Origin of the sequence: Streptomyces flavofungini (assembly GCF_030388665.1) — a bacterium.
GTDB lineage: Bacteria > Actinomycetota > Actinomycetes > Streptomycetales > Streptomycetaceae > Streptomyces > Streptomyces flavofungini_A.
In genome coordinates, this window is sequence record NZ_CP128846.1 from 4,700,897 (window position 1) to 4,719,677 (window position 18,781).

Here is an 18,781-nt window from a genome sequence, read left to right on the forward strand (position 1 = left end):
CGGGGCTAAGTGCCGCGGACTGGACCACAAGATCGGAAGAGCTGGCGGCGATGTCCACAAGGCCGGTGGTGAGCGCCGTGCGCGGCCCTGACGAGGCCCGTGGAAATCAAGGCGGCCCCGGGCGCCCGGGCCACGTACCCTTTTCTGTTGTGCCGAACGCCAACGAAGACAATCCCCGTGCCCTGAGCCAGGCGCAGGACCGCGCCGTGAGCGAGCTGCTGCGCGTCTCCCCCGTCGCGGACGACCTCGCCCGCCGTTTCCAGGAGGCCGGGTTCTCGCTCGCCCTGGTGGGCGGCTCGGTCCGGGACGCGCTCCTGGGCCGGCTCGGCAACGATCTGGACTTCACGACGGACGCCCGCCCCGAGGACGTGCTGAAGATCGTCCGGCCATGGGCCGACGCGGTCTGGGAGGTCGGAATCGCCTTCGGGACGGTGGGCTGCCAGAAGGACGCCCGCGTGGACGGCGCCGAGCAGCGCTTCCAGGTCGAAGTGACGACATATCGATCGGAGGCGTACGACCGGACCTCGCGCAAGCCCGAGGTGTCGTACGGCGACTCCATCGAGGAGGACCTCATCCGACGTGACTTCACCGTGAACGCGATGGCCGTCGCGCTCCCGGAGAAGACGTTCATCGACCCGCACGGCGGCCTCGGCGACCTGGCCGAGCGCGTCCTGCGGACCCCCGGCACCCCCGAGGACTCCTTCTCGGACGACCCGCTGCGGATGATGCGGGCCGCGCGCTTCGCCGCGCAGCTGGACTTCGAGGTGGCCCCCGAGGTCGTCGTGGCGATGAAGGCGATGGCCGGGCGTATCGAGATCGTCTCCGCCGAGCGGGTCCGGGACGAGCTGAACAAGCTCATCCTGTCCGCGCACCCGGCCAAGGGCCTCGCCCTGCTCGTGGACACCGGACTCGCCGATTACGTCCTGCCGGAGCTTCCCGCCCTGCGCCTCGAGCGTGACGAGCACCACCGGCACAAGGACGTCTACGACCACACGCTGATCGTCCTTGAACAGGCGATGGCGCTGGAGACCGAGGGCCCGGACCTGACGCTGCGGCTCGCCGCGCTGCTGCACGACATCGGCAAGCCGAAGACGCGCCGCTTCGAGTCGGACGGGCGGGTCTCGTTCCACCACCACGAGGTGGTCGGGGCGAAGATGACCAAGAAGCGCATGACCGCCCTGAAGTACTCGAATGAGCTCATCAAGGACGTCTCGCGGCTCGTGGAGCTGCACCTGCGCTTCCACGGCTACGGCGAGGGTGAGTGGACGGACTCCGCGGTCCGCCGCTACGTCCGCGACGCGGGCCCGCTCCTCACCCGCCTGCACAAGCTAACCCGATCCGACTGCACCACCCGCAACAAGCGCAAGGCCAACGCCCTGTCGCGCGCGTACGACGGCCTGGAGGAGCGCATCGCCCGCCTCCAGGAGCAGGAGGAGCTGGACTCCATCCGCCCCGACCTCGACGGCAACGAGATCATGGAGATCCTGGGCGTCCGCCCGGGCCCGGCCGTCGGCCAGGCGTACAAGTTCCTGCTGGAGCTGCGCCTGGAGAACGGGCCGATGGAGCGGGGCGCGGCGGTGGCGGCGCTCAAGGAGTGGTGGGCCGCGCAGGAGCAGTAGGGCCGGGCATGCGAGAGGGCGCTGTGTTTCACGTGAAACACAGCGCCCTCTCGATGTGCGCGGAGAGGCGATGTTTCACGTGAAACATCGCCTCTCCGCGCGCGCAGGCTTGCTTACTTCTTCAGCTTCGACAGGCAGAGGGTGAAGTCGTCACCACGACCGCTCTCCCGGTACGTGGCGTACTTCGTGATGTCGCAGGTCCCGCTGTCCTTCTTCTCCGCGACCTTGTACGCGGCCTTGCTGTCGCCGCAGTCCACGATCTTCAAGTCCGGGTCGGTGGAGCTCGTCGGGTTGCCGACGCTCATGCAGTCGCCAACCTCGGCTGCGGCTGCCTCGTCCTTCCCGGCCAGGACCACGCCACCCGCGATGAGGGCGACGACGGCGACGCCCACGATGGAGAATTTGAGCTTCTTCTTGCTCTTGCGCGGGGCCTGCGGGTCCGGACCACCCTGGTAGAACGGCACGCTCGGCTGCTGCGGAGCGCCTGGCTGTGAGGGGTACGGAGTGCCGGGAGCCTGGCCGTAAGGGGCGCCCTCACCCTGAGGCTGGCCGTACGGCGCACCACCTTGCGGCGGCTGGCTGTAGGGCTGCTGGCCCTGGGCGAACGGGTTCTGGCCCTGGGCGGCGGAGTGGACACGGGGATCCCCCTATGAAAGAGCGCAAGGCGTGTGGCTGGGATGCGCGACGGCGCGAAATGACCCCGTTACCGAGATCCCGAGCGTGGATTGAAGCCCAGCGGGCCTCTGTGACACTTACTGGTCGTCAAAACTGGCCATAGCCACAGCAATCGCCGAGTAAATCACGGCCACCGTGACAACCAAGAGGGTCGATTTTCCGTCCGGGGGCAGCATCAGGGCGGCCACGCCTGCCGCGCCGACGAAGGAGATGTTGAAGAGGACGTCGTAGAGGGAGAAGATCCGGCCTCGGAAACCGTCGTCCACAGCGGCCTGGACGACCGTGTCCGTGGCGATCTTCGCGCCCTGGGTGGTCAGCCCCAGGACGAAGGCGGCGACGAACATCGGAACCGGGGCGAAGGCCAGGCCGAGCGCGGGCTCCAGGACGGCCGCAGCGGCGGCGCAGAGCACCAGCCAGCCGCGCGGCCCGAACCGGCCCGCGGCCCACGGCGTCACCAGGGCCGCCGCGAAGAACCCCGCACCGGAGATCCCCACGGCGACCCCGAGCAGCGCGAGCCCTTCGTCCTCCGTCGACCCCCACGCGTACCGGCACAGCATCAGCACCATGACCGTGAGCGCGCCGAAGCAGAACCGCATCAGCGTCATCGACACCAGAGCGTGCGCGGCAGGACGGCGCTCGGCGAGATGGCGTACGCCTGCGAGAAGACCGCGTGCGGTGCCGGCGAGCGCCGTGCGCAGGTGCGGCTGCACCAACTCCGGATCGGGACCGAGGAGTTCGCGGGAGATCCGCAGGGAGGCGAGCGCGGCGCACAGATAGAGCGCGGCGCCCAGAAGGACCACGGCCGCGTCCGAGTCCGCGGCCACGATGCGTACCGCGAAGGCGAGACCGCCGCCCGCGGTGGCCGCGAGCGTGCCGGCGGTCGGGGAGAGGGAGTTGGCCATGACCAGCCGGTCGGCGTCCACCACGCGTGGCAGCGCCGCCGAGAGCCCGGCCAGGACGAAGCGGTTGACGGCCGTGACGCAGAGGGCGGAGGCGTAGAACAGCCAGTCCGGGGTGTCACTGAGGATCAGTACGGCGGTGACGCAAGCGAGGGCGGCGCGCAGCAGATTGCCGTACAGCAGGACCTGGCGTCGTCGCCAGCGGTCGAGCAGGACGCCCGCGAACGGGCCGACGAGGGAGTACGGCAGGAGGAGCACCGCCATCGCGGAGGCGATCGCCGCGGCGGAGGTCTCCTTCTCCGGCGAGAAGACCACGTACGCGGCGAGCGCGACCTGGAAGACGCCGTCCGCGCCCTGGGAGACGAGCCGCACGGCCAGCAGACGGCGGAAATCCCGCAGCCGCAGGAGAACGCGCAGGTCACCGACGACAGCCATGGGGCACAGCCTCACATACGAGCGGGGTCCCCGGCACATACGACCCGGGGACCCCGACTGGCTACCGAAGCGGCCGACTCAGCAGTCGGCCCAGCGGTCGGCCTGGCGCTCGACTCAGCGCTCGACCTCGCCCTTGATGAACTTCTCGACGTTCTCGAAGGCCTCGTCGTCGAAGTACTGCACCGGCGGGGACTTCATGAAGTACGAGGACGCCGACAGGATCGGGCCGCCGATGCCGCGGTCCTTGGCGATCTTCGCGGCGCGCAGGGCGTCGATGATGACACCCGCGGAGTTCGGGGAGTCCCAGACCTCGAGCTTGTACTCCAGGTTCAGCGGGACGTCGCCGAAGGCGCGGCCCTCGAGGCGGACGTACGCCCACTTGCGGTCGTCGAGCCACGCGACGTAGTCCGACGGGCCGATGTGGACGTTCTTCTCGCCCAGCTCACGGTCGGGGATCTGCGAGGTGACGGCCTGCGTCTTCGAGATCTTCTTGGACTCGAGGCGGTCGCGCTCCAGCATGTTCTTGAAGTCCATGTTGCCGCCGACGTTGAGCTGCATGGTGCGCTCAAGACGGACACCGCGGTCCTCGAACAGCTTTGCCATGACGCGGTGCGTGATGGTGGCGCCGACCTGCGACTTGATGTCGTCGCCGACGATCGGGACGCCCGCCTCGGTGAACTTGTCCGCCCACTCCTTGGTGCCGGCGATGAAGACCGGGAGGGCGTTGACGAAGGCGACCTTGGCGTCGATGGCGCACTGGGCGTAGAACTTCGCCGCGTCCTCGGAACCGACCGGCAGGTAGCAGACCAGGACGTCGACCTTGCGGTCCTTCAGGATCTGGACGACGTCGACCGGGGCCTCGGCGGACTCCTCGATGGTCTGGCGGTAGTACTTGCCCAGGCCGTCGTAGGTGTGGCCGCGCTGGACCTGGACGCCGGAGTTCGGCACGTCGCAGATCTTGATGGTGTTGTTCTCGCTGGCACCGATGGCGTCCGCGAGGTCGAGGCCGACCTTCTTCGCGTCGACGTCGAAGGCGGCGACGAACTCGACGTCGCCGACGTGGTAGTCGCCGAACTGGACGTGCATCAGGCCCGGGACCTTGGTGTCCGGGTCTGCGTCCTTGTAGTACTCGACGCCCTGGACCAGCGAGGCGGCGCAGTTGCCCACGCCGACGATGGCTACGCGAACCGAACCCATTCCGGTTGCTCCCTGTGTGATCTCGGTATTCCGGATGAGACTCCGCGGAATGCGGAGGCTCACTTGGTGGTGTCGTCGGACGCATCCGGCGGCGGGGTGCTGCCCCGCCGCCGGGGCAGGACGCCCGACTCCCCAGATGTGCTGTTCTGCTGAGCGGAGCCGTCGGAGGCGGACCGTTGCTGGTCGCGTCCCGCGCGCTCGCTCTCGATGAGCTCGTTCAGCCAGCGCACTTCGCGCTCCACGGACTCCATCCCGTGCCGCTGCAGCTCAAGCGTGTAGTCGTCGAGGCGCTCCCGGGTGCGGGCCAAGGAGGCGCGCATCTTCTCCAGGCGCTCCTCCAGGCGGCTGCGGCGGCCCTCGAGCACCCGCATCCGCACGTCCCGCGAGGTCTGGCCGAAGAAGGCGAAGCGGGCAGCGAAGTGCTCGTCCTCGTACGCATCGGGGCCGGTCTGCGAGAGCAGTTCCTCGAAGTGTTCCTTACCTTCAGCCGTCAGCCGATAGACGATCTTGGCGCGGCGCCCCGCGAGGGGAGCCAGGGCCTCTCCGGCAGCACCCGATTCCTCGATCAACCAGCCGTTCGTGACCAGAGTCTTGAGGCATGGGTAGAGCGACCCGTAGCTGAAGGCGCGGAACACACCCAGTGAGGTGTTGAGCCGCTTGCGCAGCTCATAGCCGTGCATCGGGGACTCGCGGAGCAGGCCGAGCACGGCGAACTCGAGGATGCCGGAGCGTCTGCTCAACGTCGCCTCCCGTCTGTCCCGGTCTGCCGCACACGGCCCTTTATGCCGAGCTGATGTATCGGCTCGATACATCACGACGATAGAACGAGGTGCCGCCTGCGACAAGAGGGGGCACGGTGAACGGCATCACATCACCGATTCGTAGGAAGTAACTTGCCTGTTTTGGGGTGAACTTCGGTCCTAAGAGGGTTTTGACGGTGCGTAGTCTGTGCGCCATGCATACCGCCGGGAACCAAGTGACGCGAGGTGACGTCGCAGGCCCCGGTGCAGTGCGGATGAGTGCCGGAACGGACGCATCCGTACATCGGGGGGACCGGAAACCAGCCGCCGTTTCCAGGCGCGGACACCCGCGCCTGCCCGAGGAGTAGTCGTTCGATGAGCGAGCACCGTCGCAAACCGCCGCAGCCGCAGGGCGGCGGACGCGCCGCGGCCAGGCGTGGCGCATCCGGCGCGCCCGGAGGGCCGTCGGGCCGTCGTGCAGCACCGCGAGGCGCCACTGGGGCGCCGTCGTCGCCGTCGGCGTACGGACCGGGGGCCCACGAGGGCGAGGAGCGACCCTACGGTGGTCGCGCCGAGGCCCGGCGCGCGGCCCGCAACGGTTCCGTCGGGGGTGGTGGCGGCCGTCGCAGGGCCGCTGAGAACGTCGGCCGGGGGCGGGGCAGAGGGCGCGGCCAGGAGCCCGTCAAGAAGCGCTTCATCGACTACCCGCGCGCGGGCAAGTTCGGGGCGCGGCGCTGGCTGCCGTCGTGGCGGCTCGTCACCGGCCTGTTCATCGGGTTCCTCGGCAGCATGCTGGCGGTCATCGGCATCGCGTATGCCCTCGTCGAGGTCCCCGAGGTCGCCAAGGCGGCGCGGGCCCAGAACAACGTCTACTACTGGGCCGACGGTTCGCAGATGGTCGCGACCGGTGGCGAGACCAACCGCCAGATCATCAAGTACGCGGACATCCCGCGGGCGATGCGCAACGCCGTCATCTCGGCGGAGAACAAGACCTTCAACAAGGACAAGGGCGTCGACCCCATGGGCATCGCCCGGGCCGTCGTCAACATGGCCAAGGGCGGTCAGACCCAGGGCGGCTCGACCATCACGCAGCAGTACGTGAAGAACGCCCGCCTCGACGACCAGTCGCAGACGTTCACGCGGAAGTTCAAGGAGCTGTTCATCTCCATAAAGGTCGGCCGGGAGGTGAGCAAGGAAGACATCATGGCGGGCTATCTGAACACCGCCTACTACGGCCGCAACGCCTACGGCATCCAGGCCGCCGCCCGCGCCTACTTCGGCGAGGACGCCGAGGACCTGGACCCGAGCCAGTGCGCCCTCCTCGCGACCGTGCTCAAGGGCGCCACGTACTACGACCCGGCCGGCTACCCCGAGATCGACCCCGCGGCCAATCCCAAGGCCAACCGGGAGCGGGCAGAGAAGCGCTGGAAGTGGATCCTCGACGAGGAGGTCAAGGACGGCCGCCTCAGCGCCGAGGTGCGGAACAAGTACACGAAGTTCCCGAAGCTGGAGAGCCCGCGCTCGAACGTCAAGCTGAGCGGCCAGATCGGCTACCTGGTCTCGCTCGCCAAGGCGTACGTCATCAACAACAGCGATGTCACCGCCGGGCAGCTCGAACAGGGCGGCTACGAGATCCACACGACCTTCGACAAGAAGAAGGTCGATCAGCTCGAGGACGCGGTGGAGAAGGTCCGCAAGGCCAAGATCAAGCCGAAGCTGCGCCCGGACAAGGACACGCACGTCCAGTTCGGTGGCGCGTCGGTCAACCCCAAGACCGGGGAGATCGAAGCCATCTACGGCGGTGAGGACGCGACGAAGCACTTCACCAACAACGCGGATACGACCGGTGCTCAGGTCGGCTCGACGTACAAGCCCTTCGTGCTGGCGGCGGCCTTCAAGAACGGCGTCCGGGACAAGGACGGTGGGGAGCTCCAGAGCGACAACGAGCGCACCATCGTCAACCCGAAGAGCAAGTACAGCGGCAAGAACAAGCTCAAGATCAAGAACTACAACGGTACGGTCTGGCAGGACAAGGACGGCAAGGAGTGGCTGCAGACCAACGACGGTCAGCAGTCGTACAACCCGCCGAGCTACATGATCGACCTCCGCGAAGCCATGCGGGAGTCGGTCAACTCCGCCTACGTTCAGCTCGGCATGGACGTCGGGCTCGACAAGGTGAAGGCCGCGGCCATGGACGCCGGCCTCAAGGACGACAAGTCCATGGCGGGCGCCACCTACCCGTCCTTCTCTCTCGGTACCTCGTCACCGAGCGCGATCCGCATGGCCGGGGCGTACGCCACGTTCGCCGACCGCGGCAAGCAGCGTGATCCGTTCTCGGTCAAGGAGGTCAAGAAGGAGGGCGATACGGTCTATCAGCACAAGACCATCACCAAGAGCCCCTTCACCCCTGAGGTGGCGAACAACGTCACCGACGTGCTGCGGACCGTTGTCGAGAAGGGCACCGGCACCTCGGCCAAGCTGCCCGGGCGTCAGGTGGCGGGCAAGACCGGTACGACCGACGGCAACAAGTCCGCCTGGTTCGTCGGCTACACCCCGCAGCTGTCGACAGCGATCAGCATGTACCGCCTCGACGACGACGAGAACAACAGCAAGCGCGAGTTCCTGGAGATGTTCGGGACCGGCGGCGAGAAGAAGATCCACGGCGCCTCCTTCCCCGCGCAGATCTGGCAGGACTACATGGCGGAGGCCCTCAAGGGGAAGCGCGCTATCCCGTTCCCGGAGCCGGGCCCGATCGGCGAGATCGTCGGAGACATCCCGCCGCCTTCTCCGACGGCGACCGAGGAGCCCGAGCCGAGCGATTCCCCGTCGCCGACCCCGACTCCGACCGAGACCAAGTCGTCCGATCCCCCCGAGCCGACCAAGTCCCCCGACCCGACCGAGTCCTGCAAGCCCTGGGACCCCAGGTGTGAGGACGACGGTGGCGTGACGGACGGCGGCGGCAATGGCGGTCCCGGCGGTGAGTCACCACCGCCGACCGGCCAGCCGAACGGCGGCAATGGCAATGGCGGGAACAACGGCAACGACAATGAAGGAACGCTCTTCGCCGGTCCGACCGGCTGAGCCGAGCATCGCGTACGTTTCACGTGAAACGGCGTGATCCACGGAAACGGCATGTTTCACGTGAAACAAGGCCGCCGCATCCGATGAGGGTGCGGCGGCCTTGTCGCGCGGACGTGGCGTCGTGCGGGCTGAAGGGCTGAGCGGTCTGTGGGGTCGTGCGGTCGGCATCGTGCCGGGAGCCCAGGGGCTTTCAGTCGTCTGTCGGCGGTGCGGAGGGTTCTCGGGCACGTACAGCGGGAGTTCTCAGAGCTGTACGGCAGGATGTGCGCCATGCCCAGCGCAGAAAAGACGCCCCCCACACGCGCGCATCAGTCCGTACCCGAGCAGGGGCCGCAGCCTGTGCTCCCGACGAAGCAGGACGAGGTCGCCGCTGCCGGCAGCGAGCTGATCGGCGGACCGATCGGTCGCAGAGCCATCCTGGCGGCGGCCTGGCTGACCCCGGTACGCGTCATCGCACTGGTCGCGATCGGCATGTTCGCACTCGGCATGGTGCAGAAGATGCCCTGCTACAACGGTGCCTGGTTCGTCGGCGCGAGCTCCCAGTACACGCATGCCTGCTACTCCGACATCCCCCACCTCTACCAGGGCCGAGGCTTCGCCGATGAGTTGGTGCCCTACTTCGACAAGCTGCCTGCCGACGTCGGCATGGAGTACCTCGAGTACCCGGTGCTGACCGGCTTGTTCATGCAGGTGGCCGCCTGGCTGACGCCCGGCAGCGGGTCCATCCAGCACCAGGAGAAGGTCTACTGGATGGTCAACGCCGGGATGCTGATGGTCTGCACCGTCATCATCGCTGTCTGCGTGACCCGCATCCACCGGCGTCGCCCCTGGGACGCCCTGCTCGTCGCCCTCGCCCCTGCTTTCGCCCTGACGGCCACCATCAACTGGGACCTGTTCGCGGTCGCTCTGACGGCCCTGGCGATGCTGATGTGGTCGCGTGGCCGGGCCGTGCCCGCAGGGATCCTCATCGGCCTCGCGGCGGCCGCCAAGCTCTATCCGGCGCTGCTGCTCGGGCCACTGCTCGTGCTGTGCTGGCGGGCCGGGCGCTGGCGGGCCTTCTGGCTGGCGGCGGGGAGCGCGGTGGGTGCATGGCTCGCGGTGAACCTGCCGGTCATGATCAGTCACGATTCGGCGGGCTTCCACATCCGCGAGGGCTGGGCGAAGTTCTACACCTTCAGCCAGGAGCGCGGGGTCGACTTCGGGTCGTTCTGGCTGATCCTTTCCCAGCGCATGGACGACCCGCTGACCACGGACACGGTGAACAAGCTGGCGGCTGCCCTGATGCTGCTCTGCTGCCTGGGAGTTGCCGCCCTGGGCCTGGCGGCGCCCCGCCGTCCACGGCTGGCACAGCTGGCCTTCCTCGTGGTCGCCGCCTTCATCCTCACCAACAAGGTCTACTCGCCGCAGTACGTCCTGTGGCTGATCCCGCTCGCTGCGCTGGCCCGCCCCCGCTGGCGCGACTTCCTCATCTGGCAGGCGTGCGAGGTCGCGTACTTCCTGGGGATCTGGGGATATCTCGCGTTCACGACGAGCGGGGACGCCCACAAGGGGTTGCCCACCGAGGGCTACCAACTGGCCATTGCGGTCCATCTGCTGGGGACGCTGTACCTGTGCGCCGTAGTCGTGCGCGACATCCTCATGCCGGAGCGGGACGTGGTGCGGCGGACCGGGGAGGACGATCCCTCCGGAGGCGTCCTCGACGGCGCTCCGGACGTCTTCGTGCTCGGCCCGGCGGCGCATCCACCACGGCAGAACGCCCCGGACGGGGCGGGGGCATGCGTGCAGTGGGGGACAGGAAGCGACCGTTCGCCCTGAGCGAACAGATCTGGGGGCGGGCCGGACACGGGCCTGACCCGTTGAGCAAGCCGAAGGGCCGGTACGCGGGATGCGTACCGGCCCTTCGGCTGTGCCCCTGGGGCAGCTCAGCGGTCGACGATCCGGTCGAACTGCGTGGTCGTGTGCCGCAGGTGGGCCACCAGCTCCTCGCCCACCTTCGGCTCCGGCGCGTCCGACGGCACGAAGAGCAGTGACACCTGCATGTGGGGCGGCTCGGCGAACCAGCGCTGCTTGTCGCCCCAGACGAACGGCGACAGGTTGCGGTTGACGGTCGCGAGGCCCGCGCGGGCCACGCCCTTCGCCCGCGGCATCATGCCGTGCAGTGCCTTCGGGGCCTCCAGGCCGACCCCGTGCGAGGTGCCGCCCGCGACGACGACCAGCCAGCCGTCGGAGGCGACCTTCTGCTGGCGGTAGCCGAAACGGTCACCCTTCACGACGCGCGTGACGTCCAGGATGGCTCCCCGGTACTCGGTCGCGTGGTGGTCGCCGAGCCACAGCTGCGTACCGATGCGCGCGCGGAAGCGCGTCTGCGGGAACTGCTGCTGGAGGCGGGCCAGCTCCCCGGCCTTCAGGTGGCTGACAAACATCGTGTGCAGCGGCAGGCGGGCGGCGCGCAGCCGGTCCATCCACGCGATGACCTCCTCAACGGCGTCCGAGCCGTCGGTGCGGTCGAGCGGCAGGTGGATCGCGAAGCCCTCCAGGCGCACGTCCTCGATGGCCGCGTGCAGCAGCGGCAGGTCCTGCTCGCTGACGCCGTGCCGCTTCATCGAAGACATGACCTCGATGACGACACGGGCGCCCACGAGGCCGTGCACGCCGTCGATCGACGACACGGAGCGGATGACGCGGTCGGGCAGTGGCACAGGCTCTTCGCCCCGGCGGAACGGCGTCAGGACCAGCAGGTCACCGCCGAACCAGTCCTTGATCCGGGCGGCCTCGTAGGTCGTGCCGACGGCGAGCACGTCCGAGCCGAATCGCGTGGCCTCTTCCGCGAGCCGCTCGTGACCGAAGCCGTAGCCGTTGCCCTTGCAGACCGGGACGATGCCCGGGAACTGCTCCAGCATGTGCTTCTGGTGTGCCCGCCAGCGCGCGGTGTCGACATAGAGCGTGAGCGCCATGGCTGGTCCCGGAACCTTTCTGGTGTCTGCGGTGTAACAGAGGTATGGAAGGAAATGCGGAAGGAAGCGGTGCGGGATCAGCGACGCGACATGTAGATGTCGAGGGCCTTGTGCAGCAGCTTGTTCAGCGGGAAGTCCCACTCACCGACGTACTCCACGGCCTCGCCGCCGGTGCCGACCTTGAACTGGATCAGGCCGAAGAGGTGGTCCGTCTCGTCCAGCGAGTCGGAGATGCCGCGCAGGTCGTAGACGGAGGCGCCGAGCGCGTAGGCGTCGCGCAGCATCCGCCACTGCATCGCGTTCGAGGGCCTGACCTCACGTCCGATGTTGTCGGAGGCGCCGTAGGAGTACCAGACGTGTCCGCCCACGACGAGCATCGTCGCCGCCGAAAGGTTCACGCCGTTGTGCCGCGCGAAGTACAGCCGCATGCGGTTGGGATCCTCGGTGTTGAGGGCCTGCCACATCTGCTGGAAGTACCCCAGCGGCCGCGGGCGGAACTTGTCGCGGATCGCGGTGATCTCGTAGAGGCGCTGCCATTCGGCGAGGTCCTGATAGCCGCCCTGGACGACCTCGACACCGGCCTTCTCGGCCTTCTTGATGTTGCGGCGCCACAGCTGGTTGAAGTTCTTGAGGACGTCCTCGAGCGCGCGGTTGGCCAGCGGCACCTGGAACACATAACGGGGCTGCACGTCACCGAAGCCGGCGCCGCCGTCCTCGCCCTGCTGCCAGCCCATGCGGCGGAGCTTGTCCGAGACCTCGAAGGCACGCGGCTCGATGGTCGTCGGCTCCACGTCGCGCAGCCGCTTCACGTCCGGGTTCTGGATGCCGGACTTGATGGCGGGGGCGTCCCAGCGGCGGATGACGACCGGCGGGCCCATCTTCACGGAGAAGGCGCCCTGCTTCTTCAAGTGCGCCAGCATCGGCTGGAGCCACTCGTCCAGATTCGGGGCGTACCAGTTGATGACCGGACCCTCGGGCAGATACGCGAGATAGCGCTTGACCTTGGGCAACTGGCGGTACAGGACAAGGCCCACGCCGACGAGCTGGCCGGTCCTGTCGTCGAACCAGCCCAGGTTCTCCGAGCGCCATTCGCTCTTCACATCTGCCCATGCGGGGACCTGGCAATGGCTTGCCGACGGCAGGCTCTGGATGTACGCCAGATGCTGCTCTCGGCTGATGGTCCTCAGGGTCAGGCTCATTCGCGGCGCTCCTCGGGCTGGTGTGTCCCCATGGGTACAGGGGCTCCGGCTCTCGCGCCGAAGCCTACTGCGCCCTGCGAGCGCCCCGTCTGGGCGTATGGAACCTTCGTCCCCGGCCGTGCTCCGACCAGGGGCGGTGCGGGTCCCTCAGCGGCAGGTCCGCTGTCGGTTCACCGGAGTTCCCCGGCTACCAGAGTCCACCGAAGAGTCCGCCGTGCGCCATGCCCAGGAAGAAGCCGACTGCCGAGGCGCCGAGCCCGACGATCAGGAAGAACCGCTCGCGGGTCGTCACCGAGATGAACTGCCCGTAGGCCCCCGTGAAGATCCCGATCAGGCCGGTCCAGGAACTGAGCAGGTGCAGGTTGTGGAACATCGCCGTCACGAAGGCGATGGCCCCGAGCACCAGCGTCACACCGAGCAGCGTGTCCTGGAGCGGATGGGGCTTGCCGTCGGTGGCGAAGAGAGAGCCCGCGGTGTCACGTCGCATTGCCTGTGCCATGGAGGCACCTCCTGCGGAAGGCGGCGCATCGTAGCGCCATACACACCCGATGTGTACAGATTCTGCCCGCCCACCGCCGGATTTCAACCGGAAGGCAAGGTGCAGGTAGTCTGTACCGTCTGCACCGGTGTCTGCCCAGGCCACAGCACGCGCCCCCGTCCGCGGGGGCTGATTGTCAGTGGCGGCCGATACCGTTGCGTACGCATCACGACCCTCCTGCCACGGAACGACCGTGGCCGCTGAGTCCAAAGGAGGTGGGTTCCACATGCGTCACTACGAGGTGATGGTCATCCTCGACCCCGATCTCGAGGAGCGCGCTGTCTCCCCGCTGATCGAGAACTTCCTCTCCGTCGTCCGTGAGGGCAACGGAAAGGTCGAGAAGGTCGACACCTGGGGCCGTCGTCGTCTCTCGTACGAGATCAAGAAGAAGCCCGAGGGCATCTACTCGGTCATCGACCTGCAGGCCGAGCCTGCGGTCGTCAAGGAGCTCGACCGCCAGATGAACCTGAACGAGTCGGTCCTCCGGACCAAGGTCCTCCGCCCCGAGATGCACTGAGCCCTCTGGCTCAGGACCGTTGAGCCCTGGGCTCGACGGCACTCGGGATCCGAGTAGCAGCAGTAAAAGCAGCCAGCAGCAAACCCGCCGAGAGGTTCCCCCAATGGCAGGCGAGACCGTCATCACGGTTGTCGGCAATCTTGTCGACGACCCCGAGCTGCGCTTCACCCCGTCCGGTGCGGCGGTCGCGAAGTTCCGTGTCGCGTCCACCCCCCGCACCTTCGACCGGCAGACCAATGAGTGGAAGGACGGCGAGAGCCTGTTCCTGACCTGCTCGGTCTGGCGTCAGGCGGCCGAGAACGTCGCCGAGTCGCTCCAGCGAGGCATGCGCGTCATCGTGCAGGGCCGGCTGAAGCAGCGGTCCTACGAGGACCGTGAGGGCATCAAGCGCACGGTCTACGAGCTGGACGTCGAGGAAGTCGGCGCCAGCCTCAAGAACGCCACGGCCAAGGTCACCAAGACCACCGGTCGCGGCGGCCAGGGTGGATACGGCGGCGGTGGCGGCGGCCAGCAGGGCGGCGGCTGGGGCGGTGGCTCCGGCGGCGGTCAGCAGCAGGGTGGCGGCGGTGCTCCCGCCGACGACCCCTGGGCGACCGGTGCTCCGGCCGGCGGCGGCCAGCAGCAGGGCGGCGGCGGTGGCGGCTGGGGTGGAAACTCCGGCGGCTCCGGTGGCGGCTACTCGGACGAGCCCCCCTTCTAAGCCTCGGGCCGCAGGGCCTCAGGGCGAGAAGGCGGGTCGTACCCACACTTCTTGATCACACAGGAGAAACACCATGGCGAAGCCGCCTGTGCGCAAGCCTAAGAAGAAGGTCTGCGCTTTCTGCAAGGACAAGGTCCAGTACGTGGACTACAAGGACACGAACATGCTGCGGAAGTTCATTTCCGACCGCGGCAAGATCCGTGCCCGCCGCGTGACCGGCAACTGCACGCAGCACCAGCGTGACGTCGCCACGGCCGTGAAGAACAGCCGTGAGATGGCGCTGCTGCCCTACACGTCCACCGCGCGATAAGGGAAGGGTGACCGACACATGAAGATCATCCTCACCCACGAGGTCTCCGGCCTCGGCGCCGCCGGCGAGGTCGTTGACGTCAAGGACGGCTACGCCCGCAACTACCTGATCCCGCGGAAGTTCGCTATCCGCTGGACCAAGGGTGGCGAGAAGGACGTCGAGCAGATTCGTCGTGCTCGCAAGATCCACGAGATCGCGACCATCGAGCAGGCCAACGAGGTCAAGGCCCAGCTCGAGGCCGTCAAGGTCCGCCTGGCCGTTCGCTCCGGCGACGCCGGTCGTCTCTTCGGCTCCGTCACCCCGGCCGACGTCGCTTCGGCGATCGAGGCTGCTGGTGGCCCGAAGATCGACAAGCGTCGTGTCGAGCTGGGCGCGCCGATCAAGACCCTGGGCGCCCACGCGACGTCCGTGCGTCTGCACCCCGAGGTGGCCGCGAAGGTCAACGTCGAGGTCGTCTCTGCCTGAGTCGCAGCAATGCGCTCGCAGGACTGAGTGAAGGGGCCGCACCTACGGGTGCGGCCCCTTTGCCGTGTTCCACGTGAAACACGGCGTAGTTTCACGTGAAACGGGGTTCCAGGAACTCTCGTGCAACACGACGCCGGGACCCTCGCGCAGCACGGCGTCCGGAACGTCAGCGCGTGGCGCCCGTGACGACCCAGCGCCCGGAGCGCGACCGCAGCCACAGGGTCAGCGCCCGCACGGTCATCATGAGCGTCATCGCGGCCCACAGAGCCGTCAGGCCGCCGCCAAGGGTGGGGACGAGGAGCGCCACGGGGGCGAAGACCGCCAGGGTGGCCAGCATGGCCCACGCCAGGTACGGCCCGTCCCCCGCGCCCATCAGGACGCCGTCGAGGACGTAGACGATGCCGCAGATGGGCTGAGCGAGGGCTATCACCATCAGTGCGGGCAGAGCCGTGTCCTGGACGGCGGCATCGCCGGAGAACAGCGGAACGAACACGGGGCGGGCCGCGACGACCAGCAGGCCCAGGGCGGCGCCCGAGACGACGCCCCACTGGATCATGCGGCGGCAGACGTCGCGGGCGCCTTGTGGATCGTCGGCGCCCAGGTACCGGGCGATGATGGCCTGCCCGGCGATCGCGATGGCGTCGAGGGCGAAGGAGAGCAGGCTCCACAGGGACAGGACGATCTGGTGAGCCGCCACTTCGGCGTCGCCGAGGCGCGCGGCCACGGCTGTCGCGATGAGTGCGATGGCGCGCAGTGCGAGGGTGCGGGCCAGGAGGGGGACTCCGGCCTGGGCGCAGGCCCTGACTCCGGCCGCGTCGGGGCGCAGGGAAGCACCGTGGCGCTTGGCGCCGCGGACGACGACGTAGAGGTAGATGGCCGCCATACCGCACTGGGCGAGGACGGTGCCCCAGGCGGATCCGGCGATGCCGAAGCCGAAGCCGTAGACGAGGAGCACGTTCAGGGCGCCGTTGGCGAGGAAGCCGCCGACAGCGACGTACAGCGGTGTCTTGGTGTCCTGGAGGCCGCGGAGCACGCCGGTGGCGGCGAGGACGACGAGCATCGCCGGTATGCCGAGGATGGAGATGCGCAGGTATGTGACCGCGTGCGGGGTCGCTGACTCGGAGGCGCCGAAGAGGTCGACGAGTGCGGGCGCGGCCGGTAGGGAGACGGCGATGACGGCGATGCCGAGGAGCAGAGCGAGCCAGATCCCGTCCATGCCCTGGCGGATCGCGGCCGGCAGATCTCCGGCGCCGACGCGGCGGGCGACGGCGGCCGTGGTGGCGTAGGCGAGGAAGACGAAGACGCTGACGGCCGTCCCGAGGAGAGCCGAGGCGATGCCGAGACCGGCGAGCTGGGCGGTGCCGAGATGACCGACGATGGCGCTGTCGGCCATCAGGAAGAGGGGCTCGGCCACGAGCGCGCCGAAGGCGGGGACGGCGAGGGCGACGATCTCTCGGTCGTGCTGTCGCCGGGCAGCCTTGGGCGCTGCGGGAGCCTGTGTCATGAGCACCAATCTAATCTTCCACAGGTAAGAGATGCAACTGCCTTAGGACCCTTACTTGGCTCGGGTGTGCGCATCGGACGGCGCGTGGTTCGTCAAGATCTTGGGCCGACTGGGGAAGTTTTTCTTCTGCACAGCCGGTGGATGGTAAAAGTGCAGGTCGGAGCGGGTGTGGAAAAGGTCCTGAGGGCTTGTTCACAGGGCTGTCCACCGGGCCGTGCACAGGTTTTGCGGGGTTCTCCACAGCATCGCGCCCGTCATCCACACCGCCTGTGGATAACCAGATTGGCTGACGGTGCCGACAGGCCTACCGTGGTCCGGCGCCCGCCTCGTCCTGCCATCGCGGAAACCCCGCAAATCCGACGCGTCAGAACCGGAGTTGGGCCCCCTTATTTGTCAGTGTCGTGCCGTAGGAAAGAGGGGCACGGCGAGGTCCGCGTGGGCGGACGGGAGGAGGTGGCCCGGTGAGTATCTCCGAGCCCTTGGACGACCCGTGGGCCGACAGCGGCCCGGGGGACCGTCTGCCCGTCTCCCGCCCGCGCCGCGACGGCGGACGCGGCCAGGAGCAGCACGAACGGGGCAGAGAGGGCGGCTGGGACGGCGGCGGCACGTCCTTCGAGCGCGTCCCGCCACAGGACCTCGACGCGGAACAGTCCGTGCTCGGCGGCATGCTGCTGTCGAAGGACGCCATCGCGGACGTCGTCGAGGTGCTCAAGGGCCACGACTTCTACCGCCCGGCGCACGAGACGATCTTCATCGCGATCCTCGACCTGTACGCCAAGGGCGAGCCCGCCGACCCCATCACCGTCGCCGCCGAGCTCACCAAGCGCGGAGAGATCACCAAGGTCGGGGGCGCCTCGTACCTCCACTCGCTCGTCCAGACGGTCCCAACGGCGGCGAACGCCGAGTACTACGCGGAGATCGTCCACGAGCGCGCGGTCCTGCGCCGCCTGGTCGAGGCCGGCACACGCATCACGCAGATGGGGTACGCGGCCGACGGCGATGTGGACGAGATCGTCAACAGCGCCCAGGCCGAGATCTACGCCGTCACCGAGCAGCGCACCAGCGAGGACTATCTGCCGCTCGGCGACATCATGGAAGGCGCGCTCGACGAGATCGAGGCGATCGGTTCGCGCAGCGGTGAGATGACGGGTGTGCCGACGGGCTTCACCGACTTCGACTCGCTCACCAATGGTCTGCACCCGGGCCAGATGGTCGTCATCGCGGCCCGTCCCGCCATGGGTAAGTCCACGCTGGCGCTCGACTTCGCGCGGGCCGCGTCCATCAAGCACAACCTGCCCAGCGTCATCTTCTCCCTGGAAATGGGGCGCAACGAAATCGCGATGCGTCTGCTGTCCGCGGAGGCACGCGTGGCGCTGCACCACATGCGTTCCGGCACCATGACGGATGAGGACTGGACCCGTTTGGCCCGCCGGATGCCCGAGGTGTCCGCCGCTCCGCTCTACATCGACGACTCCCCGAACCTGTCGATGATGGAGATCCGCGCCAAGTGCCGCCGCCTCAAGCAGCGGGCCGACATCAAGCTCGTGATCATCGACTATCTGCAGCTGATGCAGTCCGGCGGCTCCAAGCGTGCCGAGAGCCGACAGCAGGAAGTCTCGGACATGTCGCGAAACCTGAAGCTCCTCGCCAAGGAGCTCGAGGTGCCGGTCATCGCCCTCTCGCAGCTGAACCGTGGTCCCGAGCAGCGCACCGACAAGAAGCCCCAGGTCTCCGACCTGCGAGAATCCGGTTCCATCGAGCAGGACGCGGACATGGTGATCCTGCTGCACCGCGAGGACGCGTACGAGAAGGAGTCACCCCGCGCGGGTGAGGCCGACATCATCGTGGGCAAGCACCGTAATGGTCCGACCGCGACGATCACGGTCGCCTTCCAGGGCCACTACTCGCGCTTCGTGGACATGGCACAGACGTAGGGCTCAGTCCTCCG

General features: G+C 68.1%; 16 protein-coding genes. 8 read left to right on the forward strand and 8 right to left on the reverse strand.

Going from position 1 to position 18,781, the window contains the following annotated elements:
- The first annotated feature begins 149 nt into the window (after nt 1-149).
- Nucleotides 150-1,619: a CCA tRNA nucleotidyltransferase gene (locus tag QUY26_RS19680; protein WP_289948495.1), complete on the forward strand. Its 1,470-nt coding sequence runs from the start codon at nt 150-152 to the stop codon at nt 1,617-1,619.
- Nucleotides 1,620-1,732: 113 nt separating this feature from the next.
- On the opposite strand, the gene QUY26_RS19685 is transcribed toward QUY26_RS19680, so the two are convergent.
- The 4 genes from QUY26_RS19685 to QUY26_RS19700 form a co-directional block, all read right to left on the reverse strand.
- A complete protein-coding gene (locus QUY26_RS19685) occupies nt 1,733-2,083 on the reverse strand; it encodes an LppU/SCO3897 family protein (protein ID WP_289948496.1) in 351 nt (116 codons plus the stop codon).
- Between the two features lie 288 nt (nt 2,084-2,371).
- A complete protein-coding gene (locus QUY26_RS19690; protein WP_289948497.1) occupies nt 2,372-3,628 on the reverse strand; it encodes an MFS transporter in 1,257 nt (418 codons plus the stop codon).
- 114 nt (nt 3,629-3,742) lie between these two features.
- Entirely contained in the window at nt 3,743-4,825 is a 1,083-nt protein-coding gene (locus tag QUY26_RS19695; protein ID WP_289948498.1) for an inositol-3-phosphate synthase, read from the reverse strand.
- Nucleotides 4,826-4,884: 59 nt separating this feature from the next.
- Complete coding sequence (locus QUY26_RS19700) at nt 4,885-5,565, reverse strand: PadR family transcriptional regulator (RefSeq protein WP_289948499.1); 681 nt, start codon at nt 5,563-5,565, stop codon at nt 4,885-4,887.
- A gap of 375 nt (nt 5,566-5,940) precedes the next feature.
- On the opposite strand from QUY26_RS19700, the gene QUY26_RS19705 reads away from it, so the two are divergent.
- A complete protein-coding gene (locus tag QUY26_RS19705) occupies nt 5,941-8,646 on the forward strand; it encodes a transglycosylase domain-containing protein (RefSeq protein WP_289948500.1) in 2,706 nt (901 codons plus the stop codon).
- A gap of 261 nt (nt 8,647-8,907) precedes the next feature.
- Nucleotides 8,908-10,461 (forward strand): glycosyltransferase family 87 protein, encoded by a 1,554-nt coding sequence (locus tag QUY26_RS19710; protein ID WP_289955844.1) that lies wholly within the window; start codon nt 8,908-8,910, stop codon nt 10,459-10,461.
- A gap of 107 nt (nt 10,462-10,568) precedes the next feature.
- Here the strand turns inward: QUY26_RS19710 and QUY26_RS19715 are convergent, their stop codons facing one another.
- From QUY26_RS19715 to QUY26_RS19725, 3 genes are all read right to left on the reverse strand, one after another.
- The gene (locus QUY26_RS19715; protein ID WP_289948502.1) at nt 10,569-11,600 is read right to left on the reverse strand and encodes an alanine racemase; all 1,032 of its coding nucleotides are present in this window, start codon (nt 11,598-11,600) and stop codon (nt 10,569-10,571) included.
- A 77-nt stretch (nt 11,601-11,677) separates the two neighbouring features.
- Complete coding sequence (locus tag QUY26_RS19720) at nt 11,678-12,799, reverse strand: lipid II:glycine glycyltransferase FemX (protein WP_289948503.1); 1,122 nt, start codon at nt 12,797-12,799, stop codon at nt 11,678-11,680.
- A 187-nt stretch (nt 12,800-12,986) separates the two neighbouring features.
- Nucleotides 12,987-13,298 carry a hypothetical protein gene (locus tag QUY26_RS19725; RefSeq protein WP_289948505.1) on the reverse strand — a complete coding sequence of 104 codons (312 nt, stop codon included), beginning with the start codon at nt 13,296-13,298 and terminating at the stop codon, nt 12,987-12,989.
- Nucleotides 13,299-13,563: 265 nt separating this feature from the next.
- Between QUY26_RS19725 and rpsF the strand changes: the two genes are divergently transcribed.
- From rpsF to rplI, 4 genes are all read left to right on the forward strand, one after another.
- On the forward strand, nt 13,564-13,854 hold the full coding sequence (gene rpsF / locus QUY26_RS19730) for a 30S ribosomal protein S6 (RefSeq protein WP_016644628.1): 291 nt from the start codon (nt 13,564-13,566) through the stop codon (nt 13,852-13,854).
- Nucleotides 13,855-13,957: 103 nt separating this feature from the next.
- The gene (locus tag QUY26_RS19735; protein WP_289948506.1) at nt 13,958-14,554 is read left to right on the forward strand and encodes a single-stranded DNA-binding protein; all 597 of its coding nucleotides are present in this window, start codon (nt 13,958-13,960) and stop codon (nt 14,552-14,554) included.
- Between the two features lie 73 nt (nt 14,555-14,627).
- The gene (rpsR, locus tag QUY26_RS19740; protein ID WP_006381652.1) at nt 14,628-14,864 is read left to right on the forward strand and encodes a 30S ribosomal protein S18; all 237 of its coding nucleotides are present in this window, start codon (nt 14,628-14,630) and stop codon (nt 14,862-14,864) included.
- Nucleotides 14,865-14,882: 18 nt separating this feature from the next.
- Nucleotides 14,883-15,329: a 50S ribosomal protein L9 gene (gene rplI / locus QUY26_RS19745; protein WP_289948513.1), complete on the forward strand. Its 447-nt coding sequence runs from the start codon at nt 14,883-14,885 to the stop codon at nt 15,327-15,329.
- 166 nt (nt 15,330-15,495) lie between these two features.
- Here the strand turns inward: rplI and QUY26_RS19750 are convergent, their stop codons facing one another.
- Nucleotides 15,496-16,833 (reverse strand): MATE family efflux transporter, encoded by a 1,338-nt coding sequence (locus QUY26_RS19750; RefSeq protein WP_289948514.1) that lies wholly within the window; start codon nt 16,831-16,833, stop codon nt 15,496-15,498.
- 461 nt (nt 16,834-17,294) lie between these two features.
- On the opposite strand from QUY26_RS19750, the gene dnaB reads away from it, so the two are divergent.
- Nucleotides 17,295-18,767, forward strand: coding sequence for a replicative DNA helicase (dnaB, locus tag QUY26_RS19755; protein WP_289948515.1), 1,473 nt, complete (start codon nt 17,295-17,297; stop codon nt 18,765-18,767).
- The last annotated feature ends 14 nt before the right edge of the window (nt 18,768-18,781 follow it).